This is a genomic window from Prosthecodimorpha hirschii, from assembly GCF_001305515.1.
Taxonomy (GTDB): Bacteria; Pseudomonadota; Alphaproteobacteria; order Rhizobiales; family Ancalomicrobiaceae; genus Prosthecodimorpha; species Prosthecodimorpha hirschii.
Genome location: NZ_LJYW01000001.1, coordinates 6,303,184 through 6,323,789, shown reverse-complemented (window position 1 = coordinate 6,323,789; position 20,606 = coordinate 6,303,184). Strand labels below are relative to the sequence as shown.

26 protein-coding genes and 1 pseudogene are annotated in these 20,606 nt (G+C 71.8%); all 27 read right to left on the bottom strand.

Annotated elements, in window-relative coordinates; all coding sequences use genetic code 11:
• The coding region (locus tag ABB55_RS27815; RefSeq protein WP_244472139.1) for a phage tail tube protein at window positions 1-414 on the bottom strand (414 nt) is incomplete at its 3' end.
• A 23-nt stretch (window positions 415-437) separates the two neighbouring features.
• Window positions 438-869 (bottom strand): hypothetical protein, encoded by a 432-nt coding sequence (locus ABB55_RS27810; RefSeq protein ID WP_054361741.1) that lies wholly within the window; start codon window positions 867-869, stop codon window positions 438-440.
• Complete coding sequence (locus tag ABB55_RS27805; RefSeq protein ID WP_054361740.1) at window positions 866-1,525, bottom strand: DUF6441 family protein; 660 nt, start codon at window positions 1,523-1,525, stop codon at window positions 866-868. The genes ABB55_RS27810 and ABB55_RS27805 overlap by 4 nt, the downstream gene beginning before the upstream one ends.
• A 2-nt stretch (window positions 1,526-1,527) precedes the next feature.
• Window positions 1,528-1,839 (bottom strand): head-tail joining protein, encoded by a 312-nt coding sequence (locus tag ABB55_RS27800; RefSeq protein WP_054361739.1) that lies wholly within the window; start codon window positions 1,837-1,839, stop codon window positions 1,528-1,530.
• A gap of 10 nt (window positions 1,840-1,849) precedes the next feature.
• A complete protein-coding gene (locus tag ABB55_RS27795; RefSeq protein WP_054361738.1) occupies window positions 1,850-2,185 on the bottom strand; it encodes a DUF2190 family protein in 336 nt (111 codons plus the stop codon).
• Between the two features lie 100 nt (window positions 2,186-2,285).
• Entirely contained in the window at window positions 2,286-4,322 is a 2,037-nt protein-coding gene (locus ABB55_RS27790) for a prohead protease/major capsid protein fusion protein (RefSeq protein WP_054361737.1), read from the bottom strand.
• Between the two features lies 1 nt (window position 4,323).
• Complete coding sequence (locus ABB55_RS27785; RefSeq protein ID WP_054361736.1) at window positions 4,324-5,880, bottom strand: phage portal protein; 1,557 nt, start codon at window positions 5,878-5,880, stop codon at window positions 4,324-4,326.
• Window positions 5,881-5,890: 10 nt separating this feature from the next.
• Window positions 5,891-6,097 carry a phage head-tail joining protein gene (locus tag ABB55_RS27780; protein WP_054361735.1) on the bottom strand — a complete coding sequence of 69 codons (207 nt, stop codon included), beginning with the start codon at window positions 6,095-6,097 and terminating at the stop codon, window positions 5,891-5,893.
• Window positions 6,097-7,275: a terminase gpA endonuclease subunit gene (locus tag ABB55_RS31245; protein WP_054361734.1), complete on the bottom strand. Its 1,179-nt coding sequence runs from the start codon at window positions 7,273-7,275 to the stop codon at window positions 6,097-6,099. Before ABB55_RS31245 ends, ABB55_RS27780 begins: the two co-directional genes overlap by 1 nt.
• 12 nt (window positions 7,276-7,287) lie before the next feature.
• Window positions 7,288-8,050 (bottom strand): annotated as a pseudogene (locus ABB55_RS31240) (phage terminase large subunit family protein); the annotation flags it as partial.
• A 57-nt stretch (window positions 8,051-8,107) separates the two neighbouring features.
• Window positions 8,108-8,764, bottom strand: a complete 657-nt coding sequence (locus ABB55_RS27765) for a hypothetical protein (RefSeq protein ID WP_054361732.1) — start codon at window positions 8,762-8,764, stop codon at window positions 8,108-8,110.
• A 305-nt stretch (window positions 8,765-9,069) separates the two neighbouring features.
• Entirely contained in the window at window positions 9,070-9,582 is a 513-nt protein-coding gene (nusG, locus tag ABB55_RS27760; RefSeq protein WP_054361731.1) for a transcription termination/antitermination protein NusG, read from the bottom strand.
• Between the two features lie 384 nt (window positions 9,583-9,966).
• Complete coding sequence (locus ABB55_RS27755; protein ID WP_244472209.1) at window positions 9,967-11,250, bottom strand: DNA primase family protein; 1,284 nt, start codon at window positions 11,248-11,250, stop codon at window positions 9,967-9,969.
• A 258-nt stretch (window positions 11,251-11,508) separates the two neighbouring features.
• Window positions 11,509-11,871: a hypothetical protein gene (locus ABB55_RS30565; protein ID WP_054361729.1), complete on the bottom strand. Its 363-nt coding sequence runs from the start codon at window positions 11,869-11,871 to the stop codon at window positions 11,509-11,511.
• Window positions 11,861-12,187 (bottom strand): helix-turn-helix domain-containing protein, encoded by a 327-nt coding sequence (locus ABB55_RS27745; protein WP_210168263.1) that lies wholly within the window; start codon window positions 12,185-12,187, stop codon window positions 11,861-11,863. Before ABB55_RS27745 ends, ABB55_RS30565 begins: the two co-directional genes overlap by 11 nt.
• Before the next feature lie 234 nt (window positions 12,188-12,421).
• Window positions 12,422-12,730 (bottom strand): TSCPD domain-containing protein, encoded by a 309-nt coding sequence (locus ABB55_RS27740; protein ID WP_054361727.1) that lies wholly within the window; start codon window positions 12,728-12,730, stop codon window positions 12,422-12,424.
• Window positions 12,727-14,778 (bottom strand): DNA cytosine methyltransferase, encoded by a 2,052-nt coding sequence (locus ABB55_RS27735; protein ID WP_244472138.1) that lies wholly within the window; start codon window positions 14,776-14,778, stop codon window positions 12,727-12,729. The genes ABB55_RS27740 and ABB55_RS27735 overlap by 4 nt, the downstream gene beginning before the upstream one ends.
• The gene (locus tag ABB55_RS27730) at window positions 14,775-15,566 is read right to left on the bottom strand and encodes a DNA-methyltransferase (RefSeq protein WP_054361725.1); all 792 of its coding nucleotides are present in this window, start codon (window positions 15,564-15,566) and stop codon (window positions 14,775-14,777) included. The genes ABB55_RS27735 and ABB55_RS27730 overlap by 4 nt, the downstream gene beginning before the upstream one ends.
• A complete protein-coding gene (locus ABB55_RS27725; RefSeq protein ID WP_152982223.1) occupies window positions 15,566-15,991 on the bottom strand; it encodes a hypothetical protein in 426 nt (141 codons plus the stop codon). The genes ABB55_RS27730 and ABB55_RS27725 overlap by 1 nt, the downstream gene beginning before the upstream one ends.
• Window positions 15,991-17,211: a CHC2 zinc finger domain-containing protein gene (locus ABB55_RS31195; protein ID WP_054361723.1), complete on the bottom strand. Its 1,221-nt coding sequence runs from the start codon at window positions 17,209-17,211 to the stop codon at window positions 15,991-15,993. The genes ABB55_RS27725 and ABB55_RS31195 overlap by 1 nt, the downstream gene beginning before the upstream one ends.
• Before the next feature lie 3 nt (window positions 17,212-17,214).
• Complete coding sequence (locus tag ABB55_RS30690; RefSeq protein WP_200912077.1) at window positions 17,215-17,388, bottom strand: hypothetical protein; 174 nt, start codon at window positions 17,386-17,388, stop codon at window positions 17,215-17,217.
• On the bottom strand, window positions 17,385-17,555 hold the full coding sequence (locus ABB55_RS30560) for a hypothetical protein (RefSeq protein WP_160321333.1): 171 nt from the start codon (window positions 17,553-17,555) through the stop codon (window positions 17,385-17,387). Before ABB55_RS30560 ends, ABB55_RS30690 begins: the two co-directional genes overlap by 4 nt.
• Window positions 17,552-18,430, bottom strand: a complete 879-nt coding sequence (locus tag ABB55_RS30080) for an XRE family transcriptional regulator (protein WP_152982222.1) — start codon at window positions 18,428-18,430, stop codon at window positions 17,552-17,554. Before ABB55_RS30080 ends, ABB55_RS30560 begins: the two co-directional genes overlap by 4 nt.
• A gap of 8 nt (window positions 18,431-18,438) precedes the next feature.
• The gene (locus ABB55_RS27705) at window positions 18,439-18,948 is read right to left on the bottom strand and encodes a winged helix-turn-helix domain-containing protein (protein WP_200912076.1); all 510 of its coding nucleotides are present in this window, start codon (window positions 18,946-18,948) and stop codon (window positions 18,439-18,441) included.
• Window positions 18,949-19,135: 187 nt separating this feature from the next.
• The gene (locus ABB55_RS27700) at window positions 19,136-19,663 is read right to left on the bottom strand and encodes a hypothetical protein (protein ID WP_152982221.1); all 528 of its coding nucleotides are present in this window, start codon (window positions 19,661-19,663) and stop codon (window positions 19,136-19,138) included.
• Entirely contained in the window at window positions 19,663-20,151 is a 489-nt protein-coding gene (locus tag ABB55_RS27695; protein ID WP_054361719.1) for a hypothetical protein, read from the bottom strand. The genes ABB55_RS27700 and ABB55_RS27695 overlap by 1 nt, the downstream gene beginning before the upstream one ends.
• Window positions 20,152-20,214: 63 nt before the next feature.
• A complete protein-coding gene (locus ABB55_RS27690) occupies window positions 20,215-20,430 on the bottom strand; it encodes a hypothetical protein (protein ID WP_054361718.1) in 216 nt (71 codons plus the stop codon).
• Window positions 20,431-20,606 lie beyond the last annotated feature (176 nt).

Here is a 20,606-nt window from a genome sequence, read left to right as displayed (position 1 = left end):
GAAGCTGAACGACATCTCGTCCGCCTTCAGGCCGGTCAGCATTTCGAAGGACGGGACCTGCGCGAAGCCCTTCTCGATCGTCAGCGACGGCAGCGTCAGGCCGCCGGAAGTGAAGACATGGGTCTTCGGGCTGGTGCCGGAGGTCGACGGCGCGCCGAGCAGGGCCTTCAGCCAGACGCCGATCGTCGCGATATCGATCGGCACGTCGACTTCGCCGTCGACATTGATCACGTCGCGGAACGGCTTCAGCGCGTCGCGCCCGAGCCCGAGCACCGGGCTGGCGAGCAGGCCCTGTTCGGAGCCGAGCGTGGTCGAATTGAACGGCAGGGCGATGAAGCCCGAGCCGGGCGCGGTGCCGTAGACGGATTCGAACACTCCGGCAAGCGCGGTCTGGGCGCCTTGGGCGCGGGCCATGGCAATCTCCTGTCAGGGGCGGGTCAGAGGGGAGAGGCGGTCGAATAGGCCAGCATGACCTTGACGGCTGCGGCCTTGAGCGGGCGGCCGCCGCCGTCCGGCGGCAGCAGGTCGACGGTCGGCGCCTCGGGTTCGGCCCATTGCACCGCGCCGCCGAGCGTGGGGTTGCCGGCGAGCGCCGCGCCGATCGCGACCAGCAAGGCATCGAGTGCGGCATCCTGGCCGGTGCCGGCCGGCACGAAGAGTTCCAGTTCGGCCCGGTGCTCGTAGTACCAGGCCGGCTGGGCGCCGAGGGTGCGTTCCGGCTCGCCCGGGTCGCCGTCGAAGATCACGACGCGACCGCCGGCGGCGATGGTCTCCGGCAGGGCCGCGTTGCGTTCGATCTCGGCGGTCGGGATCGCAGCCGCCAGCACGGTGGCGAGGGCCGACAAGGCGGATTCGCGGGTCGAGGTCATTGCGGCCAGGCCTCCGAGATCAGGCCCGGCACCCGGGCCGCCCAGGCGCGCCCGGCGCCCTCGACATCCAGCCGCTTGCGCAGGCGGACCTGCGGCACCAGGAGGAAGATCGGCACCGTCTGCCGGCCGGCGAGCCGGGTCGACACGATGCCCTTGCGGCGCGAGACGTTGGCGGCGGCCAGTCCCGAGCGGCCGATGCGGGCATTGTCGACGACCAGCAGGCTCGGCCCGTTGCGGCGATAGACGAAGCGCAGCTTGAGACCGGTGCGCCGTTCCCAGGCGCCCGGCGTGATGCGCTGTTTTCCGCCGCTCGCGGTCAGCCCGGACTTGCCGGCCGCCGGCAGCGGGATGGCCAGCCAGAAGCCGTTCGGCGAGCGGATGACCGGCCCGGTGTCATGAGCGCGGATCAACTTCGGCGCCTTCGACCAGACCAGCGCGGCGCCGCTCAAGGCGGCCCCGCGGCGGGGATAGGTCTCCGACCGCCAGGTGCGGCCGAGCCGGTCGCCGAGCCCTGCCGCGCGGACCTGCTCGCGCAGATCGGCCTTGAGGCCAAGCGCGACCGATTGGAGCGCAGAGCCGACGGCCTTCTCGCCGCCATCGACCTCGCGCCGCATCGCCTCGTCGAGCCGCCCGACGATCGCCGCCTTGAGCCGCATTGTCAGGCCTCGATGTCGACCGTCACGGTCAGCCGGTCCGACGCCCGCCGCGGCGACGCCAGGACGGTATGGACCACGCCGGCGATCTCCAGCGTGTCGCCCCGAGCGAGGCCCGGGACGGCGCTCGCCAGCAGCTCGACCCGCCGGGCCGAGGCCAGCACTCGCGCTTCGCCGAAGCCGACGGATTCGTCCGGCGCGGCATCGACCAGCCGCACCGCCACGCCGGCCCCGGCCCCGCCGGCGCGCCAGAGCGCAGGCGTGGCGATGTTGGGGTCGGCGAACAGGACGGCGAGGCCGTCGGCGAAGGCGTTCACGGGGGCGGCCTCAGAAGGATGCGTTCAGCCGCACGATCCCGACCGTGTCGGCCGACAGGGCCGCCACGGTGGCGACGCCGACCTTGGTGTTGCCCGAGGAGGTGGTCGTCATCTTCTTGGCGGTGTTGTCCCAGTAGATCGCGGCGCCGACGCTCCATGCCTCGCCGGTCGCCTTGTCCATCCGGAACACCCCTTCGAGGATGATCGGGGTCACGTCGCCCTGCGCCACGGTCAGCGCGGCGACACCGAACATGGTGCCGATCAGAAGTCCCTTGCCGGAGGTGGCGCCGCCCGACGGGGCGGTGACATCGATGCGATCGCCGCACTGGACCATATTGTTGGCCATGGCGCTGTCCTTTCATGAGCGGATGTGAAGGCGACCCGCCGTCTTGGCGGTGGCCGCGAAAAGGTGGCCCCTGCCGGCGCGATGCCGGCAGGGTGCGGCGTCAGGCGCCGGTATTCTGCCAGGCGCCGCGATAGTCGATCGCGCCGCAGCCGAAGTCGTGCTCGAGCGAGACCTTGATGCCCTGCATGCCGAAGGGCTCGTCCATCTTCAGGCGCGGGCCGGTGAAGCCGTCGAGCAGGCCGTACTGGAAGCAGGGCAGCACGGCCGGATCGGCGAACAGGTACCAGGGCAGCGCGCCGAGCTGGGCGGAAACGACGGTCTGCAGCGTGCCCGAGAAGGGATTGACGTTCGCGGCCTGGGTCGGGGTGACCGCGACGGTGATCTGCTGGGCCTCGGTCTCGCGCTCCGGAGCGACCAGCAGGATGGTCGGCGACAGGTTCATGACGTTGCCGTCCAGCCGCTTCATCTTGCGCAGCGCGGTACGGCCGGTCGAGAGCTTGGTCACGTCGATCGCGCCGGTGGCCGACGCGGTCAGGTTGGCGTTGGAGGTGTGCCAGAGAGCGCGGCTGTTCTCCAGGAGCGTCGGACCGGCGCCCGAATTCTGCGCGAACAGCGAATAGAACACGATCTCCTCGAACAGGGCGACCGTGGTGCCGTAGGAGGCGAGCACCTCGTTGAGGCCGCCGAGGCGATCGTTGACGAGCGCCTGACGCGAGATGCCGAACTGAATGCCGTACGCGGCGACCGTCAGGCTTTCCTTCTTCGCGTCGCCGACGGTGCCCATCTTGATCTCGCCGTTCTCCAGCACCTTCTGGAGCGTCGGGAAATCGGCCGGCCGCAGCACCTCGTGGGCGCGGAAGTCGGTGAAGTTGCGCTGCCGGGCCAGCCGGCGGTAGGTCTGCGGCGCGACCCCATAGACCTGATCGAGTACGCGATTGAGCGAGTTCGACAGCAGGATCGGGAAATCCGAGGTGGTGTGGAAGGCACGTTCCAGCACCTCGATCTGCGCGGCCAGCGTGCGCGGCAGATTGCGGCCGAGCATGACGGCCGCGAGCTCGGCGACCGTGTGGTCCATGTAGGCGCGCGCCCCCTCGGGCACCTCGTTGACCGCCCGCGTCTGGCGCACGCCGTGATAGATCGCCTCGCCGAGATTGCGGCGCAGCACGTCGCCCTCATCGCTGAGGATCGTGCTGCGCGCCGAGGAAGTCGGCGCACGGTTCTGCGTCGCCGCCAGCGCATCGAAGGCGCGCGCCCGGAAGGCGTCGAGAGTGACGGTCGCGTCGACCAGGGCGGCGGTGATGTCGGCCTGGCTCATGCCGGCGCGGGTGCCGATGTCGACGATCGAGGCAGCGCGCTGGCCGGCGGCGGCATGGATCGCCGCGGCATCGGGGCTGGCCGGCGGCGAGGCCGGCGGCGCGACGGGCGCCGGATCGGCCGCGCGCTGGACCGGAGCCGGGGCCAGGGTCTGGGTCGGGGTCGGCTGGGACGGCGGGGTCGGGGTCGGATCGGCCGCCCCGGGCGCGTTGCGCTGCATGTCATTCTCCTCTGCGGGGGGCGGCGGGGCCGCCGGGGACGCCGCTCGCACCAGGGCGAGCGGATCGGCCGGGACGCTGACGAGGCTGACTTCGAGCAGCTCCCATCGCGTCGCGGTCCAGATTTCGGTGCCCTGATCGGGCGCGGATTGAGTGAGGGTCCAGGTCTCGACGCGGTAGCCGATCGAGATGCCGGTTGCGGTCCCGGCGCGCACCATGGCCTCGGCGGCCTGGCCGCGCGCGGACTCCGCAAAGCGGATCCGGCCGATGAGCGCGGCGCCCTCGAAGCGCACGGACTCGACCATGCCCAGGATGGCATCGAGCTCATATTGGTTGTGGCTGTCGAGAAGGCGCACCTGGCCAAGCCCGACCCGGCCGAGATCGACCGCCTCGGGCGAGACGGCCAGCACCTCGGTGATGCCCCAGCGGGTGACCGGCGCACCGGTCGACAGCACCGCCTCGACCGTGTGGGCCGTGGCGTCGTAGCTCGCCGGTGCGAAGCGCACGGCCTGATCCTGGCCGGCCTCGCGAGCGATCTGGGCACCTGGCAGGAAGCCATCGGGCGTCATGCGCGGCTGCGGTGCGGCGCTGCGGCGTCGGGTCATATCAGGCTCCGGTCTGGGGGTCCGGCGCGGCCGGGTCGGACGGGTTGGCGGGGTCCGGCGCAGCCGGCGAATCGGCTGCCGCGGTTGCCGGATCGGAGGCTTTCGCGGACGGCGCCTTGGCGCGCGGCGCGCGTGGGTCGATGTCGAAACCGAGCTTCCGGGCGTCGATCTCCGCCGAGAAGGCCCCAAAATCATCCATCACCGACCGCCAATCGCGGCCCCAGGCGCCGATGAATTCCTGCGGGCTCCAGCGGCCGGCGCGTACCGCCAGGATGTCCGCCTCCAGATCCTTCAGCGGGTCGATCGGCTCGACCGTCGGCATGATCCAGGTCGCCGCGTATCCGTCGGCGCGGGGCTTCAGCGCGCCGGCCAGGATGGCGCTGTCGACCCAGGCGCGGCGGACGCGCTCGAGGAACATCGGCACCAGCACATGCCATTGCAGCTGCTCGGTCAGGCGGCGCTGCTCTATCTTGCCGGCCCGGAGGCTCGAATAGTTGGCCTGGCGCAGATCGCCGGTGACCTGGTCGTAGGTCAGGCCGACGCCGGCGGCAAGGCCCATCAGCTGGCGGATCGCGACCTCGCCATGGCCGTTACCGGCGCCCGACGGCGCCGCGAAGCTGACTTTCTCGCCGGCACGCAGGCGCGTCATCGTGCCGGGCTGGAGCTTGTAGCCGGGCGCCTCGGCGGTCGGCTGGCCGGGCAGGATATCTGCCAGCGCGGATTCCGCATCGCTTTCGACGAAGCCCGCGAAGCAGGCCTCGATCCGGGCCTTGAGGACCAGCGCCTCCATCAGGTCGGCATAGTCGCGCGCGCCGAGCAGGATCGGCGCGAACCAGCTGACGCCGCGCAACTGGCCCGGCCGCAGCGGCCGATAGAGATGGGCGACCTCGGCGCGCGGCACATAGACCGAGGCGAGCGACGTGCCGCCGAGCGTGTATTCCCCGGGATGCTGCGGGTGGAGCCAGTAGCCCAGGCGGCGATCCCAGTCGCCGAGCGCGATGCCGAGCCGCGATTGCGGCTGACGCATCAGGTCGGCGGTGGAATCGATGTGGTCGCCTTCGAGCAGCTGCACGCGCAGCGGCACCTTGCGCGGCTCGAACTTGCCGACCACCATTCTGGCCAGCACCTCACCGGAGGCGATCATCGATCGCACGGCCAGAACCTGCTGGCCGGCAAAGGCGATCTCGCCCGAGGCATCCGCGTCCTGCGACCACTCTTCCCAGAGCCTCGTGCAGACCCGATCCTGTCGATCGGAGCCGGTCTCCCATTTCGGCTGGATGCCGGTCCCGACCGCCAGACCAGTGGCCTTGTCCAGGATCGAGGCGCCGATCCAGTTGTTGCGCTCGAAGTCGCGGGCACGGTCGCGAAGCGTCGTCAGCGCGGCGCCGATCTCGACATTGGCCGAGGTGCCGCGGCCGCGCAGCGAGGCCGTGCGTGGGGACCGGGCCGCGGCGTCGTAGTCGCGCTGCGCCAGCCGGTCGAACTGCCGGCGCGCCAGAATGCGCGCGGCGCCGCGGGCCGGCGAGAAAAGGCCGACGAGCTGGTCGATGAGGTTCAAGGGCTGGTCCTCAGCCGCGGTCGTGGCCGACCACGAGGGAACGGGAGACGCGCGCCGGCGAGGCGGCGGCGATGTCGTCCAGCATCATGGCGCGCAGACGCTGGTAGTCGGAGACCGACTGGTACTCGATCGTCTTGCCGTCGGCGGTTCGCAGGCTCTTGACGCCGCCGCGCATGGCCGCGTCGAGCGCGTCGAGATCGGATTGCACGAAGGCCATCAGAACCAATCCCCTCGACCGGAAAACCAATCGTCGCCGTCCGATGCCGGCGATCGCGGAGCGGGTGGCGGCGCCGGCGGCGGAGACGCTACCGGGGACGGTGCGGGTGGCTGACCGATCGGGCGCGGCAGCGGCGCGGGCGCCAGCAGCAGGTCCTCCAGGTCGCCCTGCGCGCCGGCGAGCGGCAGACCGCGTTCGCCCTCAAGGCGATCCCAGACCGAATCCGGCATCTCGCGCACGCCGGACTTGATCGCCGCCGCCTCGGCCTGAAGATGCGTATCCAGCATCTCGTTGGCCTGACCGTCGTCCTTGACCCACTCGTGGACGACAAAGCCGCGGCGGTTTTTCTTCGGCACCCGCCGCTCGGCGGTCAGCTGCCGGAAGAATTCCTCATCGAGGCCGCGCGGCAGGGCGACATAGCCGCGCGCCTGCGCATCGTCTTTGGGCAGGTTGCGATAGAGCGCCATCTTGAGGACGCTGGTCGCGAAGTGCCAGAAGCGAGACTGATACTTCAGGATCTTGCCGGTGCGCGGGTTGCGCTCGCGCTTGACTTTCGCCAACAGCGGCGCCGCCTCGTTGGCGACACCGCGAACCATCATCACCCGGCTGGCCGGATGGCGCCGCGCCCAGCCCCAGACCTCCTCGGTCCAGGCGTTGCCGTCGATCGCCAGCATGTCGATGCCGAGATCGCGGCCCGAGGCGTGCCGCCAGGTGGTGCGCAGGAAATCGTCCAGGCCGGCCCGGGTCTGCTCCTCCGAGATGTGACCATGAACGAGGCCGCGGCCGATGATCGCCCGGCGCCCGTCGCGCGACCAGCCGACCGCCTGCCACTCGACCCGGTCGCCCTGCACGTCGCAGCCGACGGTGACGACGAGGCACCAGGCCGGGATGGTGTTGAGCCGGTGACCCGATTCCTCGGCGCGGTTGCGCAGGGTTTCCCAGGCCGGGGCCTCGCCGGCGACCTGATAGGCCCGGCCGAGCACGTCGTTGAAGAACACCTTCTCGGCGTCCGGCAGGCCCTTGGCCTTCATCCAGCCGCGCGCAATCCGCTCGAAGCTCTGCAGGCGGCTATAGGCCGACCACAGGTGAAACGACCGGTGTTGCCGCGCGGCCGTGGGATTGCCGGCGACCCAGACGCCGCGCCGCAAGATCGCCGGGCGGTGGTGCTCCTCGATCATCGCGCCGCAGTCGGCGGAGATGCACAGAAAGGCCGACCGCTCGGGATGCTCCTCGTCGACCTGGAACTGTTCCCACTCAAGCGCCTGCAGGGTGCCGCAATGGGGACAGGGGACGTGGTAGCGCTCCTGGCTGCCGGCCTCAAAGTTGCGGGTGATGCGGCAGCCGGGCAGCGACCAGAGGCGTCGAGTTCTTGAAGATCTTTGCGAATTCGAAGGCCTGGCTGCGGCTGTCGGCCTGGCCTTCCGGGTCGCCGGCGGAATTCGCTTCCCACTTGGCCAGGTCGTCCTGGACCTGGCGTTTCATCGAGACTTGGCTGAGGCTCGACGGGCTGTTGGCGCCCGAGATCAGGATCGAGCCGCGGCCGTCGGCCCGTTCCTTGAACAGGACCGAATCCGCGCCGTCGCGGGATTTCTCCGGGAAGAGGCGGCGCAGCGCGGTCGATCCGCGCAGCATCGGCGCCAGCTTCAGCTTGCTCCACCGCCGGGCATTGCCCTCGGTCGGGTGGACATAGAGGAAACCCCCCGGGTCGAGATCGGCGGTGCCGAGCGTGAACACGTTGGCGAGCACCGTGCCGCCGAGCTGTGCCGACTTGGCGAGGGTGACGATCCGGCAGGGATCGTCGGCGCCGAGGGCACGCAGGATCTCCTGGAAGTAAGGGAACAGGTCCGGGTTGTAGGGGCCCGGATAGGGCGACTCGCGTTCGGAGAACTCGATATTCCGGATCGCCCAGCCGACCAGGTCGACGGGCGGCGGCGGGGCCCAGGCGTCGGCCATGGCGCGCCGGGCGATCCGGCGGGGGTTGGCGAGCAGCGTCGGCATGGGGCCCGGCGGTCAGGCGTCGGGACGGCGCTCCGGCCCGGCGGGGAGATACTCGGGTTCGGCGTCGGCCGCCGCGGCTTCGTCGCGGGAGGCGCGCTCGCGGACCCGGCGGAACTCGGTTCGGAGCTCGTGCAACACGTCGCGCGGGGCGAGGGCAAAGCGGCCGGCGATGGCGCCGGCGAAGTCGGGCAAGGCGCCCTCGAAGATCTTGAGCATGCCGGCCGCGATGCGGGCCGCCTCTTCGGCGGCATCGGAGGCTCTCATGTAGAGGCCCTTGGCCGCCGCATCCTCGCGCTCGAGGCGCTGGGTCGTCAGCTCCGCCTGGCGGAGCTTCTCGGCCTTGATCTTTTCCTCGACCGAGTCACGGGCCGGCTCGGTCGTGCCAGGTGGCGAAGGCGTCGGTGTCGACGGTGCCGGTCCAGGGGCGGCCGCCACGGGCGGCGGGTCGTCGAGGCGGGTGGTGATGCCGTTGAGGCCGTAGCCCTGGCTTGGGTCTCGCGTCGTCCGGATCTGCCGGATGGCTTCTGCGACGACCACCCGCTGTTCCCGCCCCTCGCCGACCAGCGCCGCACCGGACAGCTTCCCCTCGGCGATCAGCTGCGAAATCCGCGCCGGCGTCACATTGATCCGCCGCGCGAACTCCCCCTTGCGCTCAATGGTGCCGTCCATACCAGGACCCTAAACCCGTTTCCCATCATCGCTTTAGGGCTCTTTAGGCTTCGCTTCAGCCTCTCTCTGCCCACCCCCGCACTCCGCTTTCCCGCATACGGTTTGGTCTGGGAGGGACCCGTTGCGCGCGCGTCATTGGCCCTGCGGAGGCCTGTATGATGCACAAAAGTCACTGCTGTGGGTGCGATGTGGCAATAGGCTGCCAGCGCGGGCACCGGCAGACCTTGGTCTTGGTGCCCTGGGGCGCGCTTGCGGCTCGGTCGAACGACTGCCAGCAGATCAGCTACGCTTGTCCTGAATCCGTGTTAAGCGATCCGCTTAACCGCGTCAAGGGGCACCGCGACCGCGCGCAACCCAAAATCGATCAGCACGCGCCCAGCCCCAGTGCCAGCGTCGTTGGCGACGGTGCCTGCCCACCCGTCCATTGCCGTCCCGACAATCTCCACGCGCGTGCCACGAACCAGCACGACCCGACCCCCGGGCCGCCCCCTCTGCTCAGCCACCTCCTGCTCGATCCGTCGCATCCGCTCCAGATCGGCCAGCCGCACCCGCACCGGGGCATCCCCGACCACCACCACGCCCCGCACGGCAGCGATCCGCGGCAACAGCGCCCAGTCAGAGGGCGCAAGGGCGGCGAACACATAGCCAGGCAGCAACGGCCGCTCGACCCGCTGCACGCCCTTGACGTGCCGCACCCTCACCTCACGCCGCTCGATCGGCAGATAGCTCTCGATCCCATACCTCGGCAGCCCACCCTCTTGCCCGGCGACCGCCAGTTCCTGCCCGCCCCGCACCGTCAGCGCATACCAGTCCGTCATCGTCGATCTCCATCGCCCGAAAACCGTTTGGGAGGATCGGGAGCCACGGGAGGCAGCGAGAATGCTGGTTTCCATTCCGACCCGATCCGCTAACCACCAGTATTCATTCATCTATTTATTCCTTATGGGAGGATTGGGAGGATTGGGAGGATAAAACTACGTCATACATAAGCACTCATCCTCTCTTCATCGCCGGCCCTCGCATCATCCCCAACACCCCTCGTGTGAAACGCGCGCGAGGCCTCCCAATCCTCCCATGCCTCCCAATTCGACCCTAAAACGGCGCGTCCCCGTGCCCCCGCACCCCCGCCGGCCCGCCCCGCCGCTTGCCTCCCAATCCTCCCAATCCTCCCATGCGGAACCGGCGCAGGGGGTCGCAGGGGCTCAGTCGTCGTCGCCACGGGCCGACGGGAAGGCACCCGGCCGGTCCGGCGTGAAGAATTCGGGGCGCACGCGGATGCCGCGATAGAGCGAGGTCGACGACTTCACGCGCTCGAAGCCGAACCGCTCCGCCGTCTCGGGCAATCGCCGGGTGAACCGGGCCTTGCCCATCACGGGCCGCGCCTCCCGCTCTGCCCAAACCTTGTAGGCGGCATAGAGCCCGCCCGGCATCTCTTCGTCCGCCTCGCGCCGCGTGATGTCGACGGCCGCGGTGATGAACGAGCCGAGATCGTCCTCACCCTTGCGATAGGCCTCGGTCGCCTCGACCACGTCGGGCGGTGGCCTCAGGCCTCCATTCTGCAGATAGTCGAGCAGACCCTCGACCAGGCGCCGCAGGATGCCCGGCATCTCGGCTTCCAGCTTGCGCGGCAGGTCGAGGTCGCGTTCCTCCCGCGGGATATGGACGCGGAACGGCACCAGCCGCACCCGCCGCCAGATGCCCTCGTCATCGCCCCGGATCTCCGGCTTGTGATTGACGCTGATGAACAGCTTGAACTTCGGCCGTACCTCGGTCGCCTCCTGGTTGAGACGCCGCAGCATGATCGGCTCGCCGCCGGTCAAGCCCTTGATCAGGCTTTCGTCGAGCGGCAATCCTTCCTTGGGCTCGCTCGACCGCACGAAGCGGGCACCGGCGATCGGGTTGAGGTCCGGCGTCGGCTGGCCTGCGGCCCGGGGCTGGTCATTGACCAGGCTCATCACCGGCACCGTGCAGGCGTAGTCGCCGAGCACCTGGGCGACGATGTCGATCAGGGTCGATTTGCCGTTCTGGCCGCCGCCATAGAGCAGCCAGAAACATTGTTCCGTGGTCAGTCCGGTCAGCGCCAGGCCGAGCGACCGCAGCATGAAGGCCCGCAGCGCATCGCCCTGCACCGGATCGTCCGGCAGGATGCGCGCCAGAAAGCGATCGAACACCGGGCATTCCGCCGCCGGGTCCCAGTTGACCGGCGCCAGCTTGGAGATCAGGTCGGCGCGCGCATGCGGCCTCAGCTCGGCGCGCCATTCCCGTTTCATCCGCACCACGTCCGGGTCCGGACAATCTGGATCCTCGACCTCGACGGCCGTGAAATGCAGCGTGCCGTTGAGCACGTTGAAGCTCATGGCATTCGAATCGAAGGCATCGAGCGCGATCGCGCGCGCCGGCACGGCCTCGCCGATCATGGCGTCGAGCTTGCCGGCATTGCCCGAGGCGATGCCGAAGCTGCGCCGCTTCGCCCGCCGTCCCTGCATGCGCTTCACGGCCGCCTGGCCCGCGCGCCACCACACGGCGCAGGGCCGCGATCTCGGCCGAAAGCCGCACGCGCCGCCGCTTGCGCTCGGTCGCCGAGATGTCCTCATCGTCGAGCGCCACGCTCTCCATGCGCAGCGCCTCGATGGTGCCGACGGCCGTCTCCGCCGCCGCGATCGCCTCGCCCTCGGCCTTGGTCGGCCCCAGCACGAAGGCCTCCAAGCCGATCATTTCCGAGGTCGCATGCGCCCGCGGCCGGATCAGCGCCCCGTCGATATCCTCGGCAAAAGCGGCGTCCGTCGAACACGCCCAGCCGATGCGCAGCACATAGCGCAGATCCGGCCGTGCCGACGCAGCAGCCGCCGCCCGTTGCCGATGTCGTTCATCGGCTGGCTCGCACATTCGGTCAGCGCCGGGTCGGCCGGATCGAAGCCCGCCGGCGGCTCGTCGTCGCCCGCGTCGTGCGGATCGCCGCCTTCCGCCTCGTCGTCGCCGTCGCCGCCATGGGAGTCGGCCCCTTCATGGCCCGCCCCATCTTCGTCTTCCGCCGAGGCCGCGCCGAGCGGCACGTCGCCGTCGACCCGCGCCACGATGGCGCGGGCGTTCTGATCGTCATCGTCCATGCTGCACCAGGTGTTCGGCCGCCAGATCGGGCGGGCCGTCAAGAAGGAGTCGAAGGGCCACGGCGCGCGGCAGCTGCTCGGGCCGTGGCAGCCCGAAGCGCCGCATGGCGGCGTGAACGCCGTGATGCGCCGTCGTGTGATCGCGGCCGCCCAGGCGCTCGCCGATCTGCGCGTAGCTCGCGCCGCACAGTGCCCGGGCGAGATACATGGCGAGATGCCGCGCCTGGGCGATCGGCCGGCTGCGCGCCTCGGAGGCGAGCAGCGTCGCGTCGATGCCGGTCGTTCTCGCCACATGCGCAATCACGGTCCTGACCATGATCCGGCGGGGGCGCATCCGTCCCGGCCGGCTCCGGGCCGCTGCCGACATTCGCAACCAACAGCCAGTCGCGCAGCCTGCGCTGCGGCTCCGGATCCAGGTCCTCGGACCGATCCAGGTCCGAAGCCGAGGGCGTGTCGCACGCCGCCCGTATGCCGAGATGCTCCAGCCGCTCGCGCAGGCTCACCGCCGCCGCGAGCCGGCGCGCCCGGGTTTCGGCTTCCCGCCGGACGGTCATCGGTCGCCCTCCGCCAGAAGGTCGAGCAGCGCGCCGACCGGCCCGGTCGCCGCCCCGTCGGCATCGCGCGCGAGCGCGGCCCGCATAGCCTCGACCGGCGCGCCGTATTGCAGCGCGAAGGAGATCAGCACCGCGGAATCATGCGCGATCGCCTGCACGGCCGTGCCGCTCTTGGCGGCATTCAGAAACACCTCGGCGATGCGCCCGTCGTCGTAGCGTCCGATCCCGGCCGTGTAGACGATGCCGCCATGGACGACGTCGATCGTTTCGCACGGCCGGCAGTTGGGCAGTCGTTCGCGGCTCATGGCGCCTCCAAGGTCAGGGCCACCGCCACCGGCCGAACCCAGATCGGTTCGGCCGACAGCACGAAGGTCTCGCCCGACCAGGCGAGCAGCAGCGTGCGCCCCATCACGCCGGCGATCGCCTCGGCGGCGGCCGGCGGCACGGCATTGCCGATCCGCTCGCGCCAGGCGGAATCCGACAGACCGTCGAGCTCGAGCGTCTCCTCAGGGTCGACGAGGCTCTGCAGCGCAGCCAGTTCCAGCGTCGTGAACGGCCGGTGCCAGGTGCCGTCGAGCGCCCGGATCACCGCGACGAGGCGGTCGTCCGGCTGCGGCAGGCACTCCGGCGTGCCCTCGACCGGGCTTCCGTAATCGGCAACCGATCTCGGATCGGCAACCGAGAAGCGGCCATTGTCGTGCTGGCCCGCCGCCGTCACGGCGCCGGCGGTGGCCTGCCACGGCACCACGCCATAGTGACCCTGGCTGACATAGCCCTCGCGCCCGTCGCGGCCGAGCGCCGCCGGCCGAGGATCCGCGACCGACAACGCGCCAGATCCAACCCGATCCGATCCCGTGATCGCCCCCGCCGCCGCGTCGAAGGCGACGACCTTGTACTTGTTGCGATGCGCCCCCGGTCCGAAGCCCGTTCGCGGATCCGCGACCGCAAAGCGCCCGGCGCCGGCGGCGGCATGTCCGGTCACCGCCGGCCCGACCTCTTCCCAGCCCTTGACGCCATATTGCCCGTATTCGCCGCGCCCCTCCGGTCGCCGCGGATCGGCCACCGCAAAGGCGCCCTGCCCCGTCGTCGATGCGGCGATCACCGTGCCGGCCGCCTCGCCGAAACCCGTCACCCGATACTTGCCGCCGCCGTCCCGCGGCGCCGCCCCGGGCCGCGGATCGCAACCCGATCTCGGATCGGCCACCGATCTCGGATCGGCCACCGATCTCGGATCGGCCACCGCGAATCGACCCTGGCCGGGCGAGCGCGCCGAGGTGATGGTGCCCGCAGGCTCGCCCCACCCGCCGACGCCATAGCTCGGCCGATCGGCACCCTCAGGCGCGCGCGGATCGGCCACCGCGAAGGCCCCGTTCGTCGGCAGGTTTTGTCCGGCGACTGTGCCCGACGGTGCATCCCACGGCCGCACGCCCATCACCCCAGACCGGCCTCCCGTCTCCGGCGCGATCGCGAAGTCGCGCAGCATGCCACCCTCGACGGCGAGGCGGTTGAGCGAGCGCCAGTCCTGGCCCGCCTCGACGAAGGCGAGCCGCACCCAGGTCCGCCACTGCAGCGACGGCATCCGGTGCATCGGGCCGCCGGCCGGCAAGCCGTCCAGGCCGAGACTGCCGGGCATCGGCAGGCGGCCGATGACCTCGCCGACCCCGCGCAAGCGGTGCACCGCCGGCTCGTACAGGAACGGCGGCACCTTGGCCCGGTGCCGAGCGACCAGCAGGAAGCGCTTGCGCGACTGCGCCAGGCCGCCGATCACGCCGCAGTCATGCGTCGTCTCGGCCGTGGCATAGCCATAGGCGCGCAGCAGCGCGACGATGCGGTCGATGAGCGCCCGCCCCCGGACGGCGATCCGCGGCACGTTTTCGAACACGACCAGCTCGGGCGGATCGTCCGCCCAGGCCTCCAGCATCAGCCAGACGCCGCGCAGCGTCAGCCGGTTGAGCGCCTGGTACTTCTCCGACCGGCTGTTCGCCTCGGAGAGCAGGCCCGAGAAGCCCTTGCAGGGGGCGGACAGAAACACGATGTGCGGCCGCTCGCCGCCTGCCGCTTGGCGGATGTCCTCGGCCCCGGCCTCGCGCCAGTCCGGCCCCGGCTCGCGGCCGTGGAAGGCGCGATACTGGTCGCGGTCGAACAGGTCGACGACCGTCGCCGGCACCCCGGCCAGGCGCCGGAAGTCCCGCGCCGACGCCGGATCGACGTCGATGCCGCCGAGACAGCGGAAGCGCGCCCGCAGGCTGCCCACCCGCGCCGCGCCGCGATTGAAGCCGCGCGCCCCGCCGCCGAGGCCGCAGAACAGATGGAAATGCCGGATCTCCACGTCGATCGCCGCGGTCGCCATCATGTGTCTCCATCGAAGATCGAGGATTGGACCGGCGCCGTCGGGCGCACGAAGAAATCGGGCTGCCTAGCCGCCTCTTCGATCCGCTGCCGCGCGATCGCGAACAGGTCTCGATCGAGTTCGACGCCGACGAAGCGGCAGCCGCGACGAAGCGCCGCCACCCCGGTCGTGCCCGCGCCCATGAACGGATCGAGGATGACCTCGCCAGGCTTGGCGAGCTGCAACAGCTCGCCCATCAAGCCGACCGGCTTGCCGGCCATGTGCTGGCGGTCCGCCCCGAAGACGCTTTCGCGGAACACGCCGGGCGCGCAGGGGCCTTCGTCGGCCAGGACACCATTCGAGCCCCAAACGACATATTCCAGCTGGCTCCGGAAGCGCCCGCGCTGCGGCCGCGCCGCCTCGGTCTTGTCCCAGCCGACAATCCCGCGCCAGACCCAACCGCCGGCCTGCAACGCGTCGGTGGTCGAGGGGAGCTGACGCCAGTCCGTGAAGACGAGGCAGAGGCCGCCGGGGCGCGTGATCTGAAGTGCGGCACTCAGCCAAAGCGCTGACCAATGCGCGAAGGATCGCTGGTCTCGGTTGTCGCCCGAAAAATCCAGGTAGCGGCCGCGATGCTCGGTCGACTGATATTTGGTCGCCGTCCGCCCCATGCGGTCGCCCCGAAAGGCACCGCCGGAGCTGTAGGGCGGATCCGTGACCACGTGATCGATGCCCTCGATATCGAGCAGCAGCGCCAGGCTGTCGGCGCGATAGAGCGTCACGCGGCTGTCGGCCAGATCGACCCTCTCCATCACACCACCTCCAGCGGCACCGCGCGGCGGCGGACCATGTCCTGATGCACGTCCATCCAGGCCGCCGCGGCGAGCCGGATCCAGGCGGCATCGCCGAAGCCCGTGGCGCGGGCGATCGGCAGGCCGACCCAGAAGGGCATGACGGCGACCGGCCAGCCGTCGGCGATGACCGGCATGACCAGCCGACCGACCACCGCCCGTTCGTCGGTCACCACCCCGCGCAGCAGCGCGGCGAGTGCGATCCGCTTGATCACATCCTCCAGAGCCACCCCGAAGGCCGCCATCAGATCGTCCTGCACGACCCAGGGCGGATCGGCCGGCTCGCGCCAGTCCGTCACGAAGCGGATCGCCCGCCCGCGAAACTCGCGGCGCGAGACCACCGCCACCTGCGGCACCGACGGCAGAAGTGCCGATAGATCGAGCATCATCCCCCCCGCACCATGTCGTCGAAATCCCGGCCCCCATCCCGCCCCCCATCCCGCACGTCGGGCGGCCAGACCGTCACCACCCGCCGCCCCGGCCGGCGGTGCCGAGCCTCGCATCGCGCCATTGCGGCACGCGTCAGAAAAGGGTCGCTGTCGCCGTCGCCGAGCAGGCGCAGGTCGGTCACGCTGTCGGGCACCGGCATCGCCGGGCTGTCGAAATCCGGCTCCGGCCCCGGCACGCGCCGCGCCCGGCCGGTCGGCGTCTTCTCGCTCGGATGCGCGATCGTGGCCGCCGCCTTGCCGGCGAGGTTGCCGAGATCCACGCCGACCCGGAACGCCACGCCGGCAAGCGGCCGGCCGGCCCGCAGATAGGCCGTGCGCACGGCCGAGACGGTCATCAGGCCCTCGCCGGCCACCATCGCGCGCGGCGCCGGCACCCGCACCAGCTCGATATAGCCGCCCTGCTTGGAGCCCCGGACCTTCTTGTCGACGAGCATCTCGCCCGTCTCCGGATCGTGAATCGCCGCCTTGCATTTCGGCGCGCGGTCCAGGTCGAACCAGGTGTAGTGCAGCCCGCCGAAGCGCCCGTCCGGCCTGAGAATCGGCGCGATCGCGGCCGGCCCGACATGGATCACGCGCGGCTTCACGGCGCCCGGTTTCGGGCTTTCCGGATCGCCTTCCTCGCCGAGGAAATACGGCGCCTCGGCGAGGTAGCGCAGCCGCGCCAGCCGCACCGTGTCGACCGCGTGCCCGCGCGCCGCGAACAGCGCCTCGACCGGCGAGCCGACCCCCGGCGCCGCCCCGCAATAGACCTTCCACAGCCGCCGCCGCTCGCGCTCGCGAAAAGCCTCCGCCTCCGCCGCGCGCTCGGCCGCCGCGGCCTGCCGCTCCGCCGCCCGCGCGGCCAGCACGGCGGCCGCGCGCGCGTCGGTCGCCGCATCCGGCTGGCCGCCGAGCCAGCCGCAGGCTGCCGGAAAATCGAGCCCCAGCACCTTCGAAACGAGCCCGATCACGTCGCCGCCGTCCGGGCAGACCGCGCAGACCCATTGCCCGTCCGGCTTGACGGCAAAGCGCGTCGCGCGCTTGCCGCCGCCGCAGATCGGGCAGGCGCCGACCAGGTCGCGCCCGGACCGGCGCAGGCTGCCGCCGAGCCGCCCGACCACGTCGTCGACCGGGTTGTCGGCGCGCAGCCGCTCCAGCGCCGCATCGGAATAGCGCATCGCTCAGCCTCCCGCCCCGGCGGCCGACACGGACCCGCGCCCGCTCGCCACAGCCCGCGCCGCGGACAGCGTCCGCGCCACCAAGGGCTCGCCGAGGCCCAGGAGCCCGGCAATGTCGGCCGTGTCGAAGCCCGCCCGCCACAGCACGAGGGCGGCCAGCGCCTGGGTCTCGGTCATGCGCGCGCCCCCGGCCAGCGCCCCGTCCGCCGCAGCCAGTCGGCGGCCGTCTCGCCGGGCGCCCGCTCGGCCAGCCATTGCCGCCGCAAGGCCGCGATCGCGGCGTCATACTCCGCCGCCGTCCCGCCGGACGAGGCCGATACCACTGCGGTTGAAACGCCGCTCATGCCGCCCCCCCGGCGGCTTGCGCCACGCCGATCGCCTGCGCGACGGCAGCCTCCCGGGCCGCCGCCTCGCGCGCCCGGTCGGCCGGCGAGACGTAGACGATCCGCCGGTGCCAGGCGCACCAGGCGCCGCCATCCTCGATCGCCCCGCCGCAGACCTGCATCAGCCCGGCCGCGTCGCGCGTGTCCGTCGGATAGGCGCACTGGTCGCGGCGCCGGTCGATCAGCGCCACCACGGTGCCGGCCGCCGGCGGCTCCGGCGCCCGCCGCACCGCCCGCGCACCCGAGGCCCGCCCCACAGCCGGTCGCAAAGCCGATCCGGCCTCCGCCCGCCGCGGCAGGATCCGGCCGAAACCGTCGGCAAGCTGCGGCCGCGGCTCGTCCGCCGGCCAATGCCGGTCGACGATGCCGCGCACCTTGCCCTTCGACTTACCCACAGCGGCCGCGATCCGGCCGAGCGAATGCCCGGCGCGCACGCCGGCCAGCACCGCGTCGCGGACGGCCGGGTCGACCGTCACGCCGAACCGGCCGGCCCGGCAGCGTGCGTCGCGGTCGCCCTTCTCGCGCGCCCGGTGCAGCACGCCCGAGACCGCGCTCGGCGTCATGCCGAGCGCCGCGGCGATCTGCGGCCCCGAGGCGCCGCGCCCCGCCAGCCGCACGACCTCCGCATTGCGCGCCGCCAGATCGCCCGGCACCAGCGCGGCCACCTCCAGCCGGGGCGCCTCGCGCGCGCCGCAGCCGAGGCCCGCCCAGCGCGACACGGTCTGGCGCGAAATGCCCAGCTCCGCCGCCACCGCGTCTTGACCGAGCCCGCGCGCCAGCCGGCTGCGCACCGCGCCGGCCCGAGCCGCCGAATCCATCGCATCCCAGAGCGACATCCTGCGCATCACGCCGCCCCCCTGCCGTCCGGCGCCGCCGGCGCCTCGGCCGCCCGCACCCGGGCGATGATCTTCTCGGCCGTCGCGTAGGAGATCCCGCAGCGCTGGGCGATCGCCTGCCGCTTCAGACCGCGCGCCAGCAGCGCGCGCACCGTCGCGTCGTGCCGGGTGCCGGCGAAGCGCAACTCGCGCACCGCCACCCCCTCCGCGGCCCGCGAAGGCCCGGCGCCGTCGACCAGCGCATAGCCCCGGCCCCAATGGGTCTCGATGCGCAGCCCGATCGCGGTCAGCTTCGGCCGCAGCTTGCAGACCATCACGTCCAGCACCTTGGTGCCCGGGCCGCCGTCGGCCCGGTCGCCATAGAGCCGGTCGTAGAAGGCTTCCTTGGTCAGCACGCCCGGCCGCACGGCGGAGAGCGCGGACAACACCGCCGCCTCCATGCGCGTCACCCGCGTCTCGAAACCGCCGCGCGCGATCCGCCCGCGCATCGCGTCGATCAGCAGCTCGTCCGCCGTCACCGGCCCGCCGCAGCAGGGGCAGCGGGCAATGCCCGCCGCATCATCCGCCCCCAAAAAGCCCCCGGACGGCACGCCGCCCGGGGAGTTGGGCATCGGGACAGGAGACAGGGAGGCGACCGTCTCCGGCCGCTCCATCACGCAACTGTCGGCAGCCGGCCGACGCGGACCCGGGCCAGCGCCCGAATTCTCAATGGTCATGGCCGGCCCCCGTCGGGGAGGCGGCCCCGCCCCTGTCGTCATCGGCGCAGCCGCGGCCGACCGTGCGCCCGCCGTCGAGCGGATTGGTGAAGTCGCGCCAGTGGCGCCAGCCCTGCGGGCAATGAAAGCCCCAGTCCCTGAGGCGCGGCCCGGTCACGAACAGGGTCCAGCACGGCCCGGCATGCAGTTCGATCCGGTGTGCCGTCCCGGCCCGCCGCGCCTTCACGGCGCCCGCCTCCCGTACGGTGCGCATATGAACCCCGCCGGCCGCGATCGTGTGTTCCGTATAGGCGCCCTTGAGCAGCCAGGAGACGTTCCACCACGGATGATCGTGCAGCGCCCGGTCGTCATCCGAGCGCAGGAACAGGTGCAGATAGAGGTTGCAGACCGGATTGCGCGGGATCAGCCACCAGCGCAGCAGATAGGGGCTCTCCACCCCGCCGATCACGACATCCGGCGATCTCGTTTCGGCGACCCGGCGCGAAAGCCAGGCCAGAACTCGTTCGTGCATGCTCATCACCGCCCCTCCCCGACCAGCCGCGCCCGTCCGGCCTTCACGCCGGCCAGCGCCTCGCGGAAGGACGCCATGGTGCGGTCGATCTCGGCGGCGCCGCGGTCCATCTGCTCGGCCTCGGCCGGCGTCACGCGGCCGTCCGCGGTCGCCTGGGCGAATTCGCCGACCAGCCGGCCGACCTGCTCGAGCACCCGCGCCTGCAGGCCGAACAGCCCGGCCGCGTCGTCGTCGCCAGCCGCCGGCCCGGTCAGCGACCGCCCGGTCGCCCCGGCCAGCACCGCCGAAACCGGCGCCTCGCCGCACTCCGCCTCCAAAACCATCACGGCGGCCAGCGGGATCAGGTCGCCGTGATGCGCCCCCTTCCACCGACTGACCTGCCCGGCCGTCACGCCGGCCAGCGCCGCCGTGCGCTCGCCGCCGCCGCAGAGGTCGACCAGGTCGCGCGTCGCGGCCTTCAGGCGGTGGTGGCGGGCATCGAAAGGTCGGGACATGTGCCGCTCCGGAAGCGCAAGAAGAATCGGGGGAATTGCCTGGACGGGGGGCGGACCGCGACGTCAGGGTGGCGCCGGCCCGAAACGGTTCGGGTCGGACCGCACCGGGGGCCGCGCCGCCATGTCCTGCTCGCTCATCCACCGCGCCAGGCAGGCCGCGCGGTGCTTCGCCTCCGGCAGCCAGTCGCCATCCGCGGCCGGAGCCATGAAATCCTTCATCTGGCCGAGCCGGCCGTATCCGAGCAGGCGCTGGCCGGAGACGATCACGCTCGCCGCCATGTCACACCCTCCCGCCCAGGCCGGCGGCCGTGCCGCCGCGAAGATCGAGGCACCCAGCCCCGGCCGGCCTGTCCGGGGCGACCGGCCGGGGCTCGCGCAGCGCGGTCAAGGCGCCGCGGCGCCCGGCGGGAGAGGAACCGCCGGGGGATTTCAGGAGACGCGCGGTCGCCGCGCAG

Coding starts and splice junctions, on each gene's coding strand:
- ABB55_RS27810 (WP_054361741.1), bottom strand. CDS start 869: ATGACCTCGACCCGCGAATCCGCCTTGTCGGCCCTCGCCACCGTGCTG.
- ABB55_RS27805 (WP_054361740.1), bottom strand. CDS start 1,525: ATGCGGCTCAAGGCGGCGATCGTCGGGCGGCTCGACGAGGCGATGCGG.
- ABB55_RS27795 (WP_054361738.1), bottom strand. CDS start 2,185: ATGGCCAACAATATGGTCCAGTGCGGCGATCGCATCGATGTCACCGCC.
- ABB55_RS27790 (WP_054361737.1), bottom strand. CDS start 4,322: ATGACCCGACGCCGCAGCGCCGCACCGCAGCCGCGCATGACGCCCGAT.
- ABB55_RS27780 (WP_054361735.1), bottom strand. CDS start 6,097: ATGGCCTTCGTGCAATCCGATCTCGACGCGCTCGACGCGGCCATGCGC.
- ABB55_RS31245 (WP_054361734.1), bottom strand. CDS start 7,275: ATGATCGAGGAGCACCACCGCCCGGCGATCTTGCGGCGCGGCGTCTGG.
- ABB55_RS27765 (WP_054361732.1), bottom strand. CDS start 8,764: ATGGACGGCACCATTGAGCGCAAGGGGGAGTTCGCGCGGCGGATCAAT.
- nusG (WP_054361731.1), bottom strand. CDS start 9,582: ATGACGGACTGGTATGCGCTGACGGTGCGGGGCGGGCAGGAACTGGCG.
- ABB55_RS27755 (WP_244472209.1), bottom strand. CDS start 11,250: ATGCAGGGACGGCGGGCGAAGCGGCGCAGCTTCGGCATCGCCTCGGGC.
- ABB55_RS30565 (WP_054361729.1), bottom strand. CDS start 11,871: ATGGACGATGACGATCAGAACGCCCGCGCCATCGTGGCGCGGGTCGAC.
- ABB55_RS27745 (WP_210168263.1), bottom strand. CDS start 12,187: ATGGTCAGGACCGTGATTGCGCATGTGGCGAGAACGACCGGCATCGAC.
- ABB55_RS27740 (WP_054361727.1), bottom strand. CDS start 12,730: ATGAGCCGCGAACGACTGCCCAACTGCCGGCCGTGCGAAACGATCGAC.
- ABB55_RS27735 (WP_244472138.1), bottom strand. CDS start 14,778: ATGATGGCGACCGCGGCGATCGACGTGGAGATCCGGCATTTCCATCTG.
- ABB55_RS27730 (WP_054361725.1), bottom strand. CDS start 15,566: ATGGAGAGGGTCGATCTGGCCGACAGCCGCGTGACGCTCTATCGCGCC.
- ABB55_RS27725 (WP_152982223.1), bottom strand. CDS start 15,991: ATGCTCGATCTATCGGCACTTCTGCCGTCGGTGCCGCAGGTGGCGGTG.
- ABB55_RS31195 (WP_054361723.1), bottom strand. CDS start 17,211: ATGCGCTATTCCGATGCGGCGCTGGAGCGGCTGCGCGCCGACAACCCG.
- ABB55_RS30690 (WP_200912077.1), bottom strand. CDS start 17,388: ATGACCGAGACCCAGGCGCTGGCCGCCCTCGTGCTGTGGCGGGCGGGC.
- ABB55_RS30560 (WP_160321333.1), bottom strand. CDS start 17,555: ATGAGCGGCGTTTCAACCGCAGTGGTATCGGCCTCGTCCGGCGGGACG.
- ABB55_RS30080 (WP_152982222.1), bottom strand. CDS start 18,430: ATGTCGCTCTGGGATGCGATGGATTCGGCGGCTCGGGCCGGCGCGGTG.
- ABB55_RS27700 (WP_152982221.1), bottom strand. CDS start 19,663: ATGAGCATGCACGAACGAGTTCTGGCCTGGCTTTCGCGCCGGGTCGCC.
- ABB55_RS27695 (WP_054361719.1), bottom strand. CDS start 20,151: ATGTCCCGACCTTTCGATGCCCGCCACCACCGCCTGAAGGCCGCGACG.
- ABB55_RS27690 (WP_054361718.1), bottom strand. CDS start 20,430: ATGGCGGCGAGCGTGATCGTCTCCGGCCAGCGCCTGCTCGGATACGGC.